17 protein-coding genes are annotated in these 16,831 nt (G+C 59.7%); 9 read left to right on the forward strand and 8 right to left on the reverse strand.

The annotated features are described in order from the left end of the window. Positions 1-9 precede the first annotated feature (9 nt). From gabT to glaH, 4 genes are read right to left on the reverse strand one after another with little or no spacing between them, the layout of a single operon-like run. Positions 10-1,293 carry a 4-aminobutyrate--2-oxoglutarate transaminase gene (gene gabT, locus GNG26_RS02380; protein ID WP_156237667.1) on the reverse strand — a complete coding sequence of 428 codons (1,284 nt, stop codon included), beginning with the start codon at positions 1,291-1,293 and terminating at the stop codon, positions 10-12. A gap of 17 nt (positions 1,294-1,310) precedes the next feature. Beyond that, entirely contained in the window at positions 1,311-2,759 is a 1,449-nt protein-coding gene (gene gabD, locus GNG26_RS02385) for an NADP-dependent succinate-semialdehyde dehydrogenase (RefSeq protein WP_156237668.1), read from the reverse strand. A 23-nt stretch (positions 2,760-2,782) separates the two neighbouring features. Beyond that, complete coding sequence (lhgO, locus tag GNG26_RS02390) at positions 2,783-4,051, reverse strand: L-2-hydroxyglutarate oxidase (protein WP_156237669.1); 1,269 nt, start codon at positions 4,049-4,051, stop codon at positions 2,783-2,785. An 11-nt stretch (positions 4,052-4,062) separates the two neighbouring features. Continuing rightward, entirely contained in the window at positions 4,063-5,040 is a 978-nt protein-coding gene (glaH, locus tag GNG26_RS02395; protein ID WP_156237670.1) for a glutarate dioxygenase GlaH, read from the reverse strand. A 347-nt stretch (positions 5,041-5,387) separates the two neighbouring features. Between glaH and GNG26_RS02400 the strand changes: the two genes are divergently transcribed. The 5 genes from GNG26_RS02400 to GNG26_RS02420 all read left to right on the forward strand — a co-directional run bounded on the left by GNG26_RS02400 (position 5,388) and on the right by GNG26_RS02420 (position 10,119). Then, positions 5,388-6,869: an APC family permease gene (locus GNG26_RS02400; RefSeq protein WP_156237671.1), complete on the forward strand. Its 1,482-nt coding sequence runs from the start codon at positions 5,388-5,390 to the stop codon at positions 6,867-6,869. Positions 6,870-6,902: 33 nt separating this feature from the next. Continuing rightward, the gene (gene patD / locus GNG26_RS02405) at positions 6,903-8,327 is read left to right on the forward strand and encodes an aminobutyraldehyde dehydrogenase (RefSeq protein ID WP_156237672.1); all 1,425 of its coding nucleotides are present in this window, start codon (positions 6,903-6,905) and stop codon (positions 8,325-8,327) included. Between the two features lie 237 nt (positions 8,328-8,564). Then, the gene (locus GNG26_RS02410) at positions 8,565-9,263 is read left to right on the forward strand and encodes a hypothetical protein (protein WP_156237673.1); all 699 of its coding nucleotides are present in this window, start codon (positions 8,565-8,567) and stop codon (positions 9,261-9,263) included. Further along, positions 9,260-9,688: a hypothetical protein gene (locus GNG26_RS02415; protein WP_231604203.1), complete on the forward strand. Its 429-nt coding sequence runs from the start codon at positions 9,260-9,262 to the stop codon at positions 9,686-9,688. The genes GNG26_RS02410 and GNG26_RS02415 overlap by 4 nt, the downstream gene beginning before the upstream one ends. Before the next feature lie 5 nt (positions 9,689-9,693). Further along, positions 9,694-10,119 carry a FosA8 family fosfomycin resistance glutathione transferase gene (locus tag GNG26_RS02420; protein ID WP_156237674.1) on the forward strand — a complete coding sequence of 142 codons (426 nt, stop codon included), beginning with the start codon at positions 9,694-9,696 and terminating at the stop codon, positions 10,117-10,119. Positions 10,120-10,204: 85 nt separating this feature from the next. On the opposite strand, the gene GNG26_RS02425 is transcribed toward GNG26_RS02420, so the two are convergent. Genes GNG26_RS02425 through GNG26_RS02440 form a run of 4 tightly spaced genes read right to left on the reverse strand, consistent with a single transcriptional unit; the run spans position 10,205 to position 14,951 of the window. Further along, on the reverse strand, positions 10,205-11,026 hold the full coding sequence (locus tag GNG26_RS02425; RefSeq protein ID WP_156237675.1) for an alpha/beta fold hydrolase: 822 nt from the start codon (positions 11,024-11,026) through the stop codon (positions 10,205-10,207). A 30-nt stretch (positions 11,027-11,056) separates the two neighbouring features. Then, on the reverse strand, positions 11,057-12,667 hold the full coding sequence (locus tag GNG26_RS02430) for an MFS transporter (protein WP_156237676.1): 1,611 nt from the start codon (positions 12,665-12,667) through the stop codon (positions 11,057-11,059). Further along, a complete protein-coding gene (locus GNG26_RS02435) occupies positions 12,664-13,074 on the reverse strand; it encodes a DoxX family protein (RefSeq protein ID WP_156240125.1) in 411 nt (136 codons plus the stop codon). The genes GNG26_RS02430 and GNG26_RS02435 overlap by 4 nt, the downstream gene beginning before the upstream one ends. A gap of 5 nt (positions 13,075-13,079) precedes the next feature. Then, positions 13,080-14,951, reverse strand: coding sequence for an amidohydrolase (locus GNG26_RS02440; protein ID WP_156237677.1), 1,872 nt, complete (start codon positions 14,949-14,951; stop codon positions 13,080-13,082). Positions 14,952-15,185: 234 nt separating this feature from the next. Here GNG26_RS02440 and GNG26_RS02445 point away from each other — a divergent pair, with 234 nt between their 5' ends. Genes GNG26_RS02445 through GNG26_RS02460 form a run of 4 tightly spaced genes read left to right on the forward strand, consistent with a single transcriptional unit; the run spans position 15,186 to position 16,796 of the window. Continuing rightward, positions 15,186-15,878, forward strand: a complete 693-nt coding sequence (locus tag GNG26_RS02445; RefSeq protein WP_103823317.1) for a hydrolase — start codon at positions 15,186-15,188, stop codon at positions 15,876-15,878. A 59-nt stretch (positions 15,879-15,937) separates the two neighbouring features. After that, positions 15,938-16,147: a DUF1427 family protein gene (locus tag GNG26_RS02450; RefSeq protein ID WP_032616311.1), complete on the forward strand. Its 210-nt coding sequence runs from the start codon at positions 15,938-15,940 to the stop codon at positions 16,145-16,147. Beyond that, positions 16,144-16,401 carry a DUF1427 family protein gene (locus GNG26_RS02455; RefSeq protein WP_103823084.1) on the forward strand — a complete coding sequence of 86 codons (258 nt, stop codon included), beginning with the start codon at positions 16,144-16,146 and terminating at the stop codon, positions 16,399-16,401. The genes GNG26_RS02450 and GNG26_RS02455 overlap by 4 nt, the downstream gene beginning before the upstream one ends. A gap of 26 nt (positions 16,402-16,427) precedes the next feature. Further along, positions 16,428-16,796, forward strand: a complete 369-nt coding sequence (locus GNG26_RS02460) for a response regulator (RefSeq protein WP_103823085.1) — start codon at positions 16,428-16,430, stop codon at positions 16,794-16,796. Positions 16,797-16,831: the final 35 nt, after the last annotated feature.

Consider the following 16,831-nt stretch of genomic DNA (forward strand, 5'->3'; position numbering starts at 1 on the left):
GCATAAAGATTAACCCTGTTTCGCCTCGTCAAAACACTCGGCGATAATCGCCAGCCCCTGCTGAAGCTGCGCCTCTTCCACGGTCAGCGGCACCAGGATGCGCAGCACGTTATGGTACGGGCCGCAGGAGAGCAGGATCAACCCTTTGTCCCGCGCCCGGGCCACAATCTGCGCCGTCAGGGCGGCGTCCGGTTTATGGTGGTCGCCCTCCTCAAACAGCTCGATGGCGATCATCGCCCCCAGGCCGCGAACGTCGCCGATCTCGCGGTGTTTTTCAGCGATAGCCAGCAGGCCTTCACGCAGAGTGTTGCCCAGTGTGTTGGCTTTGCCCAGCAGATCCTCCTGCTCGAAGACCTTCATCACCGCCAGCGCGGCGGCGCAGGCAATCGGGCTTCCGGCGTAGGTGCCGCCCAGCCCGCCCGGGGCGATGGCATCCATCACGTCGGCGCGACCGGTGACGCCCGCCAGCGGGAAGCCACCGGCAATGGATTTGGCGAAGGTGGTGATATCCGCCGCCACGCCCATCTGCTCCATGGCGAAAAAGGTGCCGGTGCGGCCCGCGCCGCTCTGCACTTCATCGGCAATCAGCATGATGCCGTGCTCGTCGCACAGGTCACGCAGGCGCTGCATAAAGGCCGGGGAGGTGGCGTAGAAGCCGCCTTCACCCTGGACGGGCTCGATCACGATGGCGGCGATATCTTCCGGGGCGGCATCGTTCTTGAAGATGCGATGGATGCTGGCGATGGCGTCATCATCGCTCACGCCGTGTAGGGCGCAGGGATAGAGGGCGCGATAGACGTGGCCCGGCATCAGCCCCATTCCCGCCGAGTAAGGGTTCACTTTCCCGGTGAGCGACAGGGTGTAGTGGGTGCGGCCATGATAGGCCCCGGTAAAGGCGATGGTGCCGTTGCGCTTCGTGGCGGCGCGGGCGATTTTCACCGCGTTCTCCACCGCTTCGGAGCCGGTGGTCACCAGCAGGGTCTTTTTCGGGAAATCCCCCGGCACTTTCTGGTTCAGGGTTTCGCAAAGCTCCAGATAGGGTTCATAGGCCAGCACCTGGAAGCAGGTGTGCGACAGCTTTTTCAGCTGCGCTTCTACGGCGCTGACCACCTCCGGGTGCAGATGCCCGGTGTTCAGCACCGCAATCCCCCCGGCGAAATCAAGATACTCACGGCCTTCGACGTCCCACACCCGGCAGTTCTCGGCGCGGGCGGCAAAGATGGGGTGGATCTGGCCCACGCCGCGGGGGATGGCATTGCTGCGACGCTGCATTAACGCTTTATTGCTGCTCATTGAAATCTCCTGAAAGATTAAAGGCCGATGCACATATATTTGATTTCTAAGTAATCTTCGATGCCGTATTTAGAACCTTCCCGACCCAGGCCGGAGGCTTTGATGCCGCCGAACGGGGCCACTTCGTTAGAGATAATGCCGGTGTTGATCCCGACGATGCCGTACTCCAGCGCCTCGCCGACGCGGAACACGCGGCTTAAATCGCGGGCGTAGAAATAGGCGGCGAGGCCGAACTCGGTGTCGTTCGCCATCGCGATCACGTCTGCTTCATCCTTAAAGCGGAACAGCGGCGCCAGCGGGCCGAAGGTCTCCTCTTTCGCCACTTTCGCATCACCGGGTACATCTACCAGAATAGTCGGCTGGAAGAAGTTGCCGCCTAATTTATGCAGCGATCCGCCGGTAACCACGCGGGCACCTTTCTCCACCGCGTCGGCAATGTGTTCTTCGACTTTATCGACCGCCTTGCCGTCAATCAGGGGCCCGATGGTGACGCCCTGGGTCAGGCCGTCGCCAATCTGCATTTTTTCCACCGCCTGCTGGAGTTTTTCGGCAAAGCGGTCGTAAACGCCCTCCTGCACGTACAGGCGATTGGCGCAGACGCAGGTCTGCCCGGCGTTGCGGAACTTGGAGGCCAGCGCTCCTTCCACGGCTTTATCGAGGTCGGCATCGTCAAAGACAATAAAGGGCGCGTTACCGCCCAGCTCCAGCGAGACCTTTTTGATGTCCTTTGCGCACTGGGCCATCAGCTGGCGGCCAATCTCGGTCGAGCCGGTAAAGGAGAGCTTGCGCACCAGCGGGTTGCCGGTCAGCTCGTTGCCGATGTCGGATGCGGAACCGGTGACCACGTTAAACACGCCTGCCGGGATCCCGGCGCGGTGCGCCAGTTCGGCCAGCGCCAGCGCGGAGTAGGGGGTCTGGCTGGCGGGTTTGAGGACCATGGTGCAGCCTGCCGCCAGGGCCGGGCCCGCCTTGCGGGTGATCATCGCCGCCGGGAAGTTCCACGGGGTGATGGCGGCGGTGACGCCAATCGGCTGCTTAATCACAATCAACCGCTTGTCCGCCTGATGGCCCGGAATGGTGTCACCGTAGACGCGTTTCCCCTCTTCGGCGAACCACTCTATAAAGGAGGCGGCATAGCTAATCTCGCCTTTCGCTTCGGCCAGCGGTTTGCCCTGCTCGAGGGTCATCAACTGAGCCAGATCGTCCTGGTTCGCCATCATCAAATCGAACCAGCGGCGCAGAATGTTGGCGCGCTCTTTGGCGGTGAGCGCGCGCCAGGCGGGCAGGGCGCGGTTCGCCGCCTCAATCGCCTCGCGGGTCTCACCGGCACCCATTTTCGGCACGCTGCCCAGGGTCTGGCCGTTCGCCGGGTTGGTCACGGCAATCGTCTCGCCGCTGTGGGCGTCGCACCACTCTCCTTCTATATATGCCTGCTGGCGGAATAAGCTGGGATCGTTGAGTTGCATGATGGCTTCCTGTCTCAGAATGATTAACGGGTAAACGCGGCATGTAATGACTCCACATTACAGGCTGCACGCAATGCACGCCCCGGGTTGTGCTGGCTGGCGAGCAGGGTTTGCACCTTGCTGACAATATGCGCCCCGATGGGGATCGCCGAGGTCGCAGCCGGTGAGGGCGCATTACAGGTATGGATGGTGCGCGGCGTGGTGACAAATAAAAAGTCGTCGATGAGCTTCCCTTCTGGCGAAACTGCCTGCGCCCTCACACCCGCAGGCCAGGGTTGCAGATCCTTCAGGGTCAGGCTCGGGCAATATTTTTGCACCTGGCGCAGGTAGCCGCTTCTGCACAGGGAGTTTTTCATCTCGCTTAAACCCGAGAGAAGGTTGTTTTGCAGCACCCGGCGGATGCCCGTTGAACCCAGAATTTCCAGCATATCGGTGAGGGAGAGATCGCTCTTGCGATAGCCCTCGCGCTTAAAGGCGAGCACCGCGTTGGGCCCCACCGTGACGCTGCCGTCGATCATCCGGGTGAGATGCACGCCCAGGAACGGCATGGCCGGATCGGGGATCGGGTAGATAAGGTGGTTCACGATCTGATTGTGCTCCGGCGCCAGGCGGAAATACTCCCCGCGGAACGGACAGATAATAAAGCCGGGGTCGATGCCGAGCATTTTCACCAGCCGGTCGGCCATCAGCCCGGCGCAGGCAATCAGGGTAAGGGCTTCAAACTCGCGCCCGTCACGGGTGTGGATGACAACGCCGCTGGCGTGCTCCTTCAGGGCGCTGACCTCGGCGTTGAAAATCACCTCCCCGCCTTTTTGCTGGAAGCGTTTCGCCATCGCCGCTGCCACCTCGCGATAGCTGACGATCCCGCTGGAGGGGACAAAAATCCCGCCCAGCCCGGTGATGTTGGGCTCGCGCTCACGCAGTTCGGCACCGCTCAGCCACTCGCGCTCGATCCCGTTGGCGGCGGTGCGATCCCACAGGGCCTGCATCCGTTCCATCTCCAGCGGGGAGGTGGCTACCAGCATCTTGCCGCAGGTGTCATAGCGAATAGCGTTCTCATCGCAGAAGGCTTTGGTGGCCCGGTTCCCCGCCAGGCAGAACTGCGCCTTCAGGCTGCCGGGGGTGTAATAGACCCCGGCGTGGATCACCCCGCTGTTGCGTCCGGTCTGGTGGCAGGCCGGGCCCGCCTCCTTCTCCAGCAGGGCGATGCGGGCATCCGGGTAGAGCGCAATCAGCTGCATGGCGGTCGACATGCCGATAATGCCGCCGCCGGTAATCACGAAGTCATACATCCGCGCCATCCCTACTGATGAGTCTGATAGTGGGTGGTGGCGTAGCTGATATACCCGCGCTGGCGCATCAGCTCCCGGCGCAGATCCGGGTGCGGAGTAAAACGATCCCGGCCATGCAGCCAGAACATATTGTTAATCAGCAGGAATTTACCCACCGGTACCGGAATCGAGACGATGTTTTTGCTGCTCTCCAGCGCGTCAGAAAGTTCGCTCAGCCAGACGCCCTCTTCAAAATCTTTCGGCTGTACGAACTGGTCGATATAGCGCATCACCGGGCGACCCTGCTGGTCGACGTCAAACACCGGGTGGAACACATCCTGGGTGACGTTTTTGCTCGGCGGTGCCGTCCAGCGCAGCGGGCGACGGGCCAGCGGATGGCTGAAGAATTTATCCAGCGCTTCCCAGTCGTCGAGATGCAGCAGCAGGGAGTTGCCGCCCTGCATGTTCTGCTCGTCGATCTTCATCATCAGCACGTAGTCGGTCACTTCGTCGACGAAGGTGCCGTCATTGTGCAGCTCCAGCACGCGGTGGGGCTGGCGCAGGTAGCTGTCTGAGTTATCGACGTTTTTCACCGTAAAGCGGGCGTAGTACTGGCCGCTCATGGCGTCGTAATTGGAGCGTCCGATCAGGTGCGCCACCGCGGTGGCGATCTTTACCATCTCGTCCGCCTGGGTGACGTTATCCACCCCGTCGGCAGAAATCAGCAGGGCACCCTGGTCACGGCTGAGCATGGTGTTCAGCAGCAGGGGCTGAAGCTGGTTGCCGCACAGGTCATCGAGGATCTTCGCCACCCGAAAGCGCAGGAAGGATTTATATTCCAGCGCCTGAATGGGCCACTGCTCCACCTCCCGCAGGAACTGCTGCGTGACCTCCGCGGAGAACGTCAGCTCCAGCAGGCGCGGAGACTGCGCGGAGGGCGCAATGCTAAAACCGGTGATGGTTCGGGCTAACGCCTCGTCGGGCTGTTGTACGGCGGTCAGTGCATTCATCAGAATCAATCCTCTCAGAAAGTATTCAGGGAACGGGTTGTTTCGTAGCCATAAATTAAAAATATCTACGTTTTTGCAAAATGGATTTATTCAGGGGAGATTGTTTGAATTCTGTGATACAGGCAGGAAAAAAGGCGAAATGGTCGGGAAAAAGCGCGCTCAGGTCGCTATCTAATCACACTGACGTGATGCGTCTCACGGAAAATGCTGGTTAACCATAACAAAAGCGTGACATATCCATACAAATCTTAACAAATCGCACGGGCGACGCTGTACGGCCTTCAGGGGCTCTTCTATACCTTGATTCGTGTTACCTGCGACTCAACCACAACACAGAGAATAAACGTATGGAACAGACTTCTGGCAAGAAAAGTGAAGCAATTCATAGCGATAATACACAGCAATTTCACCGCTCCATCGGCCTTATCTCTAACTTTTCACTCGGGTTCACCTACCTCTCACCGCTGACGGCGGTCTACTCCCTGTTTGCCCTGGCGGTAACGCTGGCGGGGCCACCGGCGATCTGGTGGATCCCGATTGTGGCCTGCGGACAACTGCTGGTGGCGCTGGTGTTTAGCGAAGTGGCGTCGCAGTATCCGATCACCGGCGGGCTGTACCCGTGGGCGCGCCGTCTGTGGGGGCGAAAATATGCGTGGATCGCCGCCTGGATCTACCTCTGGGCGCTGGTGGTGACCATCACCTCGGTGGCGGAATATACCGCCACCTTCGTCGGGTCACTTTTCGGCTTTGAGACCTCGGCAGGCAACATGCTGATCACCTCGGTGGTGCTGCTGCTGATGATGATGGCCATCAACATGTCGGGCACCAAAAACCTCGCCCGGGTGGCCCGAATTGGCTTCTGGTGCGAGATCGTCAGCGTGATTGCGCTGGGGATCTACCTGCTGATTTTCCACCGCGCGCAGCCCTTCTCGGTGGTCTTCGACTCGATGGGGGTACTGGCGAAAGATGGCAGCTACCAGCCGGCGTTTATGGCGGCAGCGCTGATCGGCCTGTTCATGTTCTTCGGCTTTGAAGCCTGCGGCAACGTGGCGGAAGAGGTGAAAAACCCGAGCAAGAAGATCCCGGTGGCGATGATCCTGAGCATCGTCTTTGGCGCCATCTCGGCACTGATCTCGATCCTCGGCTATCTACTGGCCTCCCCAAATCTGATGAACATCGTCAACGGCCAGATTGCCGATCCGATCCCGGCGATCCTCAACGAAGCCCTGGGAGAAACCGGCGCCACGGTGTTTATCATCATCGCGGTGATCGCCATGTTGTCGTGCATCCTCTCCCTGCAGGCCGCGCTGAGCCGCCTGATCTTCTCCTTCTCCCGCGACCAGATGCTACCGGGTAGCGCCTGGATGGCAAAGCTGTCGAAAAACAGCGTCCCGGACAACGCGATGATCGTCAGCTGCCTGCTGCCGGTGCTCATCTGCGTGTGGGTTTACTTCCAGCCGGATAACCTGGCGCGCATCACCGCCTTTGCGGTTATCGGTATCTACATTTCGTTCCAGATGGTGGTGCTGGCGGCGCTGCGCCAGCGTTTGAAAGGCTGGAGACCCGCCGGGGAGTGGAGCGTCGGCGGGTGGGGCATGCTGGTCAATATCCTGGCGCTGGCCTACGGGCTTTGTGGCATCTGGCTGCTGGCGCAACCCGCCGAGAGCGCGAGCTTTATCGACCGCTGGACGGTGCTGGTGGGGCTGTCGGTGGTGGTGATTTCGGGGCTGATTTACATGGCGCTGGCCCGACCGTTTGGGCGCTCAAACGCGCCGGAAAACGACGCGATCGAGCATGCAAAACGCCTTAACGCGGGACAATCTCTGTAATTCACTCAGACCATAAAAACAATGGAGTCGGCTATGCAACACAACTTACTGATTAATGGCGAACTGGTTGCGGGTTCAGGTGAGATGCAACCCGTGTACAACCCGGCCACCGGCGAGGTCCTGCTGGAGATAGCCGAAGCCAGCCCGGAGCAGGTGGATGCCGCCGTGCAGGCGGCCGATCGCGCCTTCCGAACCTGGGGACAGACCACGCCAAAAACGCGCGCCGAATGTTTGCTGAAGCTGGCGGAGGTGATTGAGCAGAACGCCGACACCTTCGCCCGACTGGAGTCGCTGAATTGCGGCAAGCCGCTGCACTGCGTGCTGAACGACGAAATCCCGGCCATTGTCGACGTGTTCCGCTTCTTTGCGGGTGCCACCCGCTGCCTGAACGGTCTCGCTGCCGGGGAGTATATGGAGGGGCACACCTCGATGATCCGCCGCGATCCGGTGGGCGTTGTCGCCTCCATCGCCCCCTGGAACTACCCCCTGATGATGGCGGCGTGGAAGCTGGGCCCGGCGCTGGCGGCGGGCAACTGCGTGGTGCTCAAACCCTCTGAGATCACCCCGCTTACCGCCCTGAAGCTGGCCGAGCTGGCGAAAGATATCTTCCCAGCAGGGGTGATTAACGTCCTGTTTGGCCGCGGGAAAACCGTGGGCGACCCGCTGACTGGCCACGATAAGGTGCGCATGGTCTCCCTGACCGGCTCCATCGCCACCGGGGAGCACATTATTTCCCATACCGCGCCGTCGATTAAGCGCACCCATATGGAGCTCGGCGGCAAAGCACCGGTCATCGTCTTTAACGACGCCGATATCGATGCGGTGGTCGAGGGCGTGCGCACCTTTGGATTCTACAACGCCGGGCAGGACTGCACCGCTGCCTGCCGTATCTATGCGCAAAAAGAGGTTTATAACACGCTGGTGGAAAAACTGGGTGTCGCCGTCGCCAGCCTGAAAATGGGCGCACCGGACGATGAAACCACCGAGCTGGGACCGGTCAGCTCCGCCGCCCATCTGACCCGCGTCAGCGAGGCGGTAGAGCGCGCCAAAGCCCTGCCGCACATCCACGTGGTCGCCGGCGGCAATGTGGCAGGCGGCAGCGGGTATTACTATCAGCCCACCCTGCTGGCCGGGGCGAAACAGGAAGATGAGATCGTCCAGCGCGAGGTCTTCGGCCCGGTGGTGAGCGTGAGCATGTTTGACGACGAAGAGCAGGTGCTGGAGTGGGCTAATGACTCCCGGTACGGGCTGGCCTCGTCGGTCTGGACCCGGGACGTGGGGCGCGCGCACCGCATGAGCGCCCGTCTGCAATATGGCTGCACCTGGGTGAACACCCACTTTATGCTGGTAAGCGAAATGCCGCACGGCGGGCAGAAGCTCTCCGGCTACGGCAAGGATATGTCGATGTACGGGCTGGAGGACTACGCCGTGGTGCGGCACGTGATGGTGAAGCACTAACGGCATTGCCCGGCGGCGCTCCGCTTGCACGGGCCTACAACACCGTAGGCCGGGTAAGCGCAGCGCCACCCGGCGTAAAGGTTGATGAGTAGGGAAAATATATTTCACCTCATTCTTAATTCCAGAACAATTAAATAATACATTACAACAATAAATTCCGAATAATTAAGTATGATATAGACAACGGTAAAATAGATTACTTACCATCAGAGTTTTACTTATATAAGGATATATATTGTGAGCTCAAGACAAGATATCAGGGATGGTGCTGACTTCGAACATTCATTAAGAGGGCTTATTTATACCGATGTGCTGGGTTGGATAGATATGGGTCATGCCCGTGGCGATGATGTTGAAGAGCTCAGAAGACAGTTCATTCAGGGTGAGGGAAGCGGGCGGGATTATTACGTTGTGATGTATCGACAGGATATGCGCGCAGCAAAATTTGGCTCTTTACTGAGTATTGGAAGGTTTGCCAGATGGGAAATCAAACGTGGCCGTGATATGCATGATATCAATAGTATGATGTTGGCAATGATGATGAGTACCGCGTTAAATTTCGAAGATTTACAAAGCTTTCGGCTATTTACCTGGTATACAGATAGCGGCTTTAGCGGAGAGGATTTAGTCTCTGACTTGTTTGGATTCTATCGTGCTATCAGACCCGGATTCTATGCCGACCAGGTGAAGCCTGTAAGCTATGAATCTGCGTTACGGCGATGGGATTATTATGGAGCTATTGGCTCTTTTAAAAATTGTGGCTTTAAACCCATCATTTTTCCTGATCCAGACGACCCTTGTGTTAAGCATGAGCCTTACATCGCTGAGCTTCCCATGTTTATGAGATGGTTGTATCCCTGGGATGATTTTACTTCTGGCATCGTTAATGTTCTTACCGAAAATGGCACAGCATTTGGATATACAGGGGCTAGATGATGCGCTTTACCTTTATCAGATACCTCATTGTTTTTTCCCTCACAGTCTTAATTCTCTGCTTTCTGTTCATCTACTTCATTGCATCTGACATAAACGAGATGACGGTCTACAAAGAAACCGATCGCTATCGTTATTACACTCTCACCTATAATGAAATTCAAAACGCGCCGAGAATTTCCCGAAGTTACTATTTTGAATCTCAACCCGGTGACGGATATCCTCCTTCGAATGCCATCATTTTCAAAGATACGACTAATGCCGAACCGCTTCGTGTCTACTTCGCCGATTTAGGCTATATCAAAGAAAAGCGAACACAGCGTGGAATGGAAATGTGGTGCCAGCCCAAAAAAGCGTGCAAGGATCGCTTCTATTTATACGTCGACAAACATGCTAAAGAAGTGAGGTTAACCTCTATCCAGGAGTGAACCTCATGCTCAACGCCCTCAACCACCTCACCCTCGCCGTCAGCAATCTGCCCGTCAGCATCACCTTCTGGCGCGATCTCCTCGGCCTGCGCCTGCACGCCGAATGGCACACCGGAGCGTATCTCACCTGCGGCGATCTCTGGCTCTGTCTGTCGTATGACGACTCGCGCAAATTCATTCCGCCACAGGAGAGCGATTACACCCATTACGCGTTCTCTATCGCACCAGAACACTTCCAAACCTTCACGCAAAAGCTTAAAGACGCAGGCGTTACCGTCTGGAAAGAGAACAAAAGCGAAGGGGAGTCGTTCTATTTTCTCGACCCGGACGGGCACAAGCTGGAACTGCACGTGGGGGATTTGGCCGCCCGGCTGGCGGCATGTCGGGAGAAGCCTTACGCGGGGATGATTTTTACCTCAGAAGAAACGTAATTTGCCCGGCGGCGCTGCGCTTGCACGGGCCTGGGGTTTTATTTCGTAGGCCGGGTAAGCGCAGCGCCACCCGGCGTTTAAACACTTACAGCGACTTCACAAACGTCAGCAGATCTTCGTTCAGCTGGTCCTGATGCGTCAGCGCAAAGCCGTGCGGTGCATTGTCATACACCTTCAGTTCCGCATTGCTAATCAGCTCCGCCGCCACTTTGCCGGTGGTTTCGAACGGTACGATCTGGTCGTTGCTGCCGTGGATCACCAGCGTCGGCACGTCGACTTTTGCCATATCCGGGCGGAAGTCGGTCTCGGCGAAGGCGGTCACGCAGTCCAGGGTCCCTTTTAGCGAGGCCAGCAGGGCGATGTTCAGGGTCTGGGTCAGGGCGCCCTCAGAGACGGTCTGCCCGGCGTTGGTACCGTAGAACGGGGTGGCGAAATCGCTGATGAACTGGGCGCGATCTTTCAGCAGGCCGTCACGAATGCCGGCGAAGACTGACTGATCCACACCCTGCGGATAAGAGTCGGATTTACCGAAGATCGGCGTTACCGCCCCCAGCAACGCCAGGCCAGCCACGCGATCGGTGCCGTAGGTGCCGATATAGCGGCTCACGTCGCCGCCGCCCATGGAGAAGCCCACCAGCGTCACGTCACGCAGATCCAGCGCGGTGATCAGGTCGTTGATGTCGGAGGCAAAGGTGTCGTAGTCGTAGCCATTCCACGGCTGATCCGAACGGCCAAAGCCGCGGCGGTCAAAGGCGATGGCGCGGAAACCGCGCTCGGCCAGATAGTTAAGCTGGCTGTCCCACATGTCGGCATCCAGCGGCCAGCCGTGGCTGAACAGCACCGGTTTACCTGCACCCCAGTCTTTGTAGTAAATCTGCGTGCCGTCTTTCGCTTTGATCGTAGCCATAGTCTCTTCCTCAAAAGGTTGTTTTAGGTTTTAAACCGGCGCCACCAGATAGCGGGTCGCCGGGGGTGCATCGCCATGATGAAAAGCCAGGACGCGGCTTTGCAGCAGGTGGTCATTCATGGTGTGCCGCTCCTGCAGGCGCAGGTGTTCCACCCACGATCCCAGCAGGAAGGTCTCGATATAAAGGCCCGGCTGGTCGATATCTTCATAAACCGCCCAGCTGATGGCGCCCGCACGGCGGCGCACCCGGCGCAGCTCGTGGACGGCCTGCAGGAAATCGCTGACCGCTTCAGGATCGATCCGGTACTCACAGGAGACCAGCACCGGGCCGCGCTCGTTGGGGATGTTCTCCCGGGCGTCGTCGGCAATAAGCCCGCTGGTGTCGAGGTTCAGGTTAGGATCTTTCTCCAGCTTCCAGCGCAGCACCGTGGCGCTCGCCAGCAGCATCCCCACCGTTGCCACGCAGAGCGATGTGGCGGTGTTGACGTGCGAGGCGATCTGTCCCCAGAGGGCGCTGCCCGCGGTCATCGAGCCGAAGAAGACCGTCAGATAGACCGCCAGCGCCCGAGCCTTTACCCAGCGTGCGGCACTGCGTTGCGCCCCCAGGTTGAGGGTGGAGAGCACCGCGATCCACGCAAAGCCGGTGAAGAACTCAAACAGGTTCAGCAGCCAGAAGTGACGCACAAAGGCCAGGGCCAGCATGGTGATGGCGAAGACCAGGCTTGCCGCCACCATCAGTTGGTCGGCATTGAGGCGCTGGCGCAGACGCGGCAGCAGCACCGCCCCGGCAATCGCCCCCAGCCCGATACAGGCCAGCATAATGCCGTACCCCGCCGGGCCGAGGCCCAGCTCCCGGCGTGCCACCAGCGGCAGCAGCGCCCAGCCCGCGCTGGCGAAGACAAAGAACGCCACGGTACGAATTAAGACGTTACGCAGCACCGGGGCCGCGTGAACGTAGCGCACCCCGGCGCGTACCGCCGAGAAAAAGTGCTCCGGCGGCAGGCGCTGCACCGATGCCGCAGGCTTCCAGCGCCACAGCACCCAGGCTACGCCCAGCACCGACAGGGCGTTGAGCAGGAATACCATCCACGGCCCCGCCAGCGAGAGCAAAAAGCCCCCCAGCGCCGGGCCGATGGCGCGGCTGATGTTCACCCCCAGCGAGTTCAGCGCAATCGCCGGGCCCAGCTCCGCCTTGCTCACCAGATCCGGCACCACCGCCTGGAACGGCGGCGAGCTCATGGCGCTGCCGACGCTCAGCAGAAAGGCCGCTACCAGCAGCACCGTCGGGGTCACCTGGCCGGTAAACGACAGCACCGTCAGTCCCGCCGCGGCGATAAATACCCACAGCTGGGAAAAGAGCAGGTACTTACGCCGGTCGACGATATCCGCCATCACCCCGGAGGGCAGGGCGAAGAGGAACATCGGCAGGCTGCTCGCTGCCTGCACCAGGGCGATATCCAGCGGATCGGCGCTGAGGGTCAGCATGCTCCAGTTGACCCCCACATCGCTCATCCATGAGCCGACATTCGACACCACCGTGGCGATCCACAGCATGCGGAATACCCGCTGGTGCAGCGGCTGCCAGGTAGACATCGTCGGGGCAGGTGGATGCTCCACGTGCGCGTCGGTGATCTGGGTCATGCGAATCTCTCCGTAGCACGTGTACGCAGCCGCCAGCCACCGGGGCCGGTGATGGCCAGGGTGGTGAAGATGATCAGCAGCAGCCAGCCAAACTGACCTTCCGCAATCGACCAGCCCGGATGCACTACCAGCATCGCCACCAGCAGCACGGCGATGATTGGCACGCAGGCCAGCCGGGTCGCCACGCCGAACAGGATCAGGATCGGGCAGATCACCTCGGCGACGATCGCCGGGATCAGGCTAAAGTACGGCCCGAAGCCAAAGGGATCTTCGATCCGCGTCAGTTCTTCGCTGAAGTGCAGCACTTTCGGCAGACCATGCACGTAGAGCAACAGCAGGCTGCCGGTGATGCGCAGGAAGAACAGCCCCAGGTCGATCCAGGGCAGGTTGGGTTGAGTTGATTTCATCATGATCAGAACGCGAAGCAGCTGCAGCCCAGCGCTCCCCAGAAGGCGTTATCGTCGGCCACCGGCATCTCTGCCGTGCGGGCAAAATCGTGCGAATGGTTGTGCACCCCGCACGGACCGCTACAGTGGTGCGCAGGCTGCATCCCCACGCGGGCAGCCTGCGGTGGCGCGCTGCGGTAGTGACCCGGCACCTTGACTACCGGGGACCACTCCGGCAGGACCGGGATAGCAGGCGGTGCCAGCGGGCCGAAGCTGCCTGCGGCATAGACGATGTTGCCATCCACCACCGTCAGCACCGACTCGATGCCCTTGATCTCCTCTTCCGGCACGCGGAAGAAATCTTTGCTCAGCACCGCGAGATCCGCCAGCTGGCCCTTTTTGATCTGCCCTTTCTGGTTCTGCTCGTTGGAGAACCACGCGCTGCCCTGGGTCCAGAGCATCAGGGCGGTGTCGCGATCCAGACGGGCGCTGTGATCGTACATCTGCATTCCGCCGACGGTACGGCCAGAGACCAGCCAGTAGAGCGCGGTCCAGGGGTTGTAGCTCGCCACGCGGGTGGCGTCGGTGCCGAGTCCTACCGGCACGCCGGTCTCGAGCATACGGGTGACCGGCGGAGTGTGGCGCACCGCTTCCATGCCGTAACGCTCGGCGAAGTACTCGCCCTGGAAGGCCATGCGGTGCTGCACGGCGATGCCGCCGCCCAGCGCCTTGATGCGGTCGATGTTGCGCTGGGTGACGGTCTCGGCGTGGTCGAAGAACCAGTGCAGGCCGTCGAACGGGATCTCACGGTTGACCTTCTCGAAGACGTCCAGCATCCGGCTGATGGACTCATCGTAGGTAGCATGCAGGCGGAACGGCCAGCGGTGCTCCACCAGATGGCGCACCACGCGCTCCAGTTCGTCCTCCATACCGGGGGCCAGATCCGGGCGCGGCTCGAGGAAATCTTCGAAGTCAGCCGCAGAGAAGACCAGCATTTCGCCCGCGCCGTTATGGCGGAAGAAGTCGGTGCCCTGGCCTGGCTTAAGCATGTCGGTCCACTTCTCGAAATCTTCCAGCTCGTGGCCAGGGCGCTGGGTGAAGAGGTTGTAGGCGATGCGGATGGTCATCTGCTTTTTCTCGTGCAGTTCGGCGATCACCTCATAGTCTTCCGGGTAGTTCTGGAAACCGCCGCCGGCGTCGATGGCGCTGGTTAAGCCCAGACGGTTCAGCTCGCGCATAAACTGGCGGGTGGAGTTCACCTGCTGCTCCAGCGGCAGCTTCGGCCCTTTGGCGAGTGTGGCGTAGAGGATCATGGCGTTCGGACGGGCGATCAGCATCCCGGTCGGGTTACCGTTGGCGTCGCGCTGGATCTCACCGCCCGGCGGGTTCGGCGTCTCTTTGGTGTAGCCCACCACCTTCAGCGCCGCGCGGTTGAGCAGGGCGCGGTCATACAGGTGCAGGATAAAGACCGGGGTGTCCGGCGCGGCCTCGTTGATCTCGTCCAGGGTCGGCATCCGGCGCTCGGCGAACTGGAACTCGCTCCAGCCGCCCACCACGCGCACCCACTGCGGTGACGGGGTGCGCAGGGCCTGCTCTTTCAGCATCCGCAGGGCGTCAGCCAGCGAGGGCACTCCTTCCCAGCGCAGCTCGAGGTTGTAGTTCAGCCCGCCGCGGATCAGGTGCAGGTGCGAGTCGTTGAGGCCCGGGATGGCGGTGTGGCCTTTCAGATCCACCACTTTGGTGGCGTCGTCGTGGTACTGCATCACCTCGGCAGCGGTGCCCACCGCAAGGAATTTACCGTCACGCACGGCCACCGCTTCGGCGAGGGGATTTTCACGATCGACGGTGTGAAACTGGCCATTTACCAGAATCAGATCGGCTTTGGCAGAGGAAGTCATAATTGCTCCTGACTGAGAGGGGGAATGGTCAGGATTATTGGAACCGGTTACTGAAAAAAACCAGTTATACAAAGGGATAGGTATACCAAAGTATAACTATACCTGCGTATAACTATACGAAAGGTTAATTATACAAAGAGATAATTACCGCCGGGGCCAGAGAGGCATAGGATGCACTCAACGCATCGTCAACGCGTGGTGCGATTTCACCTGTTAACCTCACTGGATACCATTATGTCTAACTCAAAGCTCGAAGTGTTAACCCCGGATAACTGTCAGATTATCTTCATCGACCAACAGCCGCAGATGGCGTTTGGCGTGCAGTCTATCGACCGTCAGGTGCTGAAAAACAACGTGGTAGCGCTGGCGAAATCGGCCAAAGTGTTCAACATCCCGACCACCATCACCACCGTTGAAACCGAAAGCTTCTCCGGCAACACCTTCCCGGAACTGCTGGATGTCTTCCCGGGCAAAGAGATCCTTGAGCGTACCTCCATGAACTCCTGGGATGACCAGAAAGTGCGTGACGCGCTGGAAGCCAACGGCAAGAAGAAAGTGGTGGTCTCCGGTCTGTGGACCGAAGTGTGCAACAACACCTTCGCCCTGTGCGCGATGCTGGAAGGCGACTACGAGATCTACATGGTGGCGGACGCTTCCGGCGGCACCTCAAAAGAGGCCCACGACTTCGCCATGCAGCGCATGATCCAGGCGGGCGTGATCCCGGTAACCTGGCAGCAGGTGATGCTGGAGTGGCAGCGTGACTGGGCGCGCAAAGAGACCTACAACGCGGTAATGGATATCGTGCGTGAGCACTCCGGTGCCTACGGCATGGGCGTGGATTACGCCTACACCATGGTGCACAAAGCACCATCTCGCCAGAAGAGCGAGCACGAAACCCTGGCGCCGGTTCCGGCCCCGGTCCGCTAAGTTAACAGCGGCAGGCTGGGCCCTCATACGGCCTGCCGCTGACCTCTCTGGAGTGCATCATGAGTACTGGGTTAATTTCCCTCGCGGCAGGCGTGCTTATCGGCCTGCTCTACGCGCTGTTGAAAGTCCGCTCTCCGGCGCCGCCCGCGCTGGCGCTGATTGGTCTGCTGGGCATGCTGGCAGGCGAACAGGCCACCCGCCATTTTTTGCATGCTGACGACACCGCGCAAAAGGCGCCTGTCACCCTCTCCACAGGAGCCTCCTCATGAAAGCCTGGGTCGTTTCGCTGAGCTGCGGAATTCTGGCAGGGGTTATTTATGCCGCAATTGATGTACACTCGCCCGCGCCGCCCGTTGTTGCGCTGATGGGGCTATTTGGCATGCTGGTGGGGGAGCAGTTGATCCCGATTGGCCGCCGCCTGTTCAGCCGTCAGCTGACGATGACCTGGTTTCGCCACGAATGCGTACCCAAAATCAGCGGTACTCCGCCTCCACCCCGTCCCGGCGACGGCAGCGAGGGTTAATCACGTCCATATTGAGGAAAGAGAGCATGCCGCAGCGCATAGCCATCATTGATGATGAACGGTCTGTTCGCAGCGGGTTAAGCAACCTGCTGCAGTCGGAGGGGTATGCCACAGAAGCCTTCGACTCGGCGGAGGGGTTTCTCAGCCACCCCACCGCGCTGACAGACGCGGCGCTGGTGATTGCCGACATCCGCCTGCGGGGGATGAACGGTCTGGAGATGCTCGACAGGCTGCACCTTATCGCCAGTTCACCGCCGCCGCTCATTTTTATCTCAGGTCATGCGGATGACAACATAGAGCGCTACGCTGTTGATAATGGCGCCGTTGCTTTTTTGCGCAAGCCGATAAACGTCGATGTGCTGCTGGCGCACATTCAGCGCGCGCTCGCCACCTGACACCACCTGCACCGTTATCCCACGAGAACCATTAA

Origin of the sequence: Leclercia sp. J807 (genome assembly GCF_009734465.1) — a bacterium.
In the GTDB taxonomy this organism is placed as follows: Bacteria; Pseudomonadota; Gammaproteobacteria; order Enterobacterales; family Enterobacteriaceae; genus Enterobacter.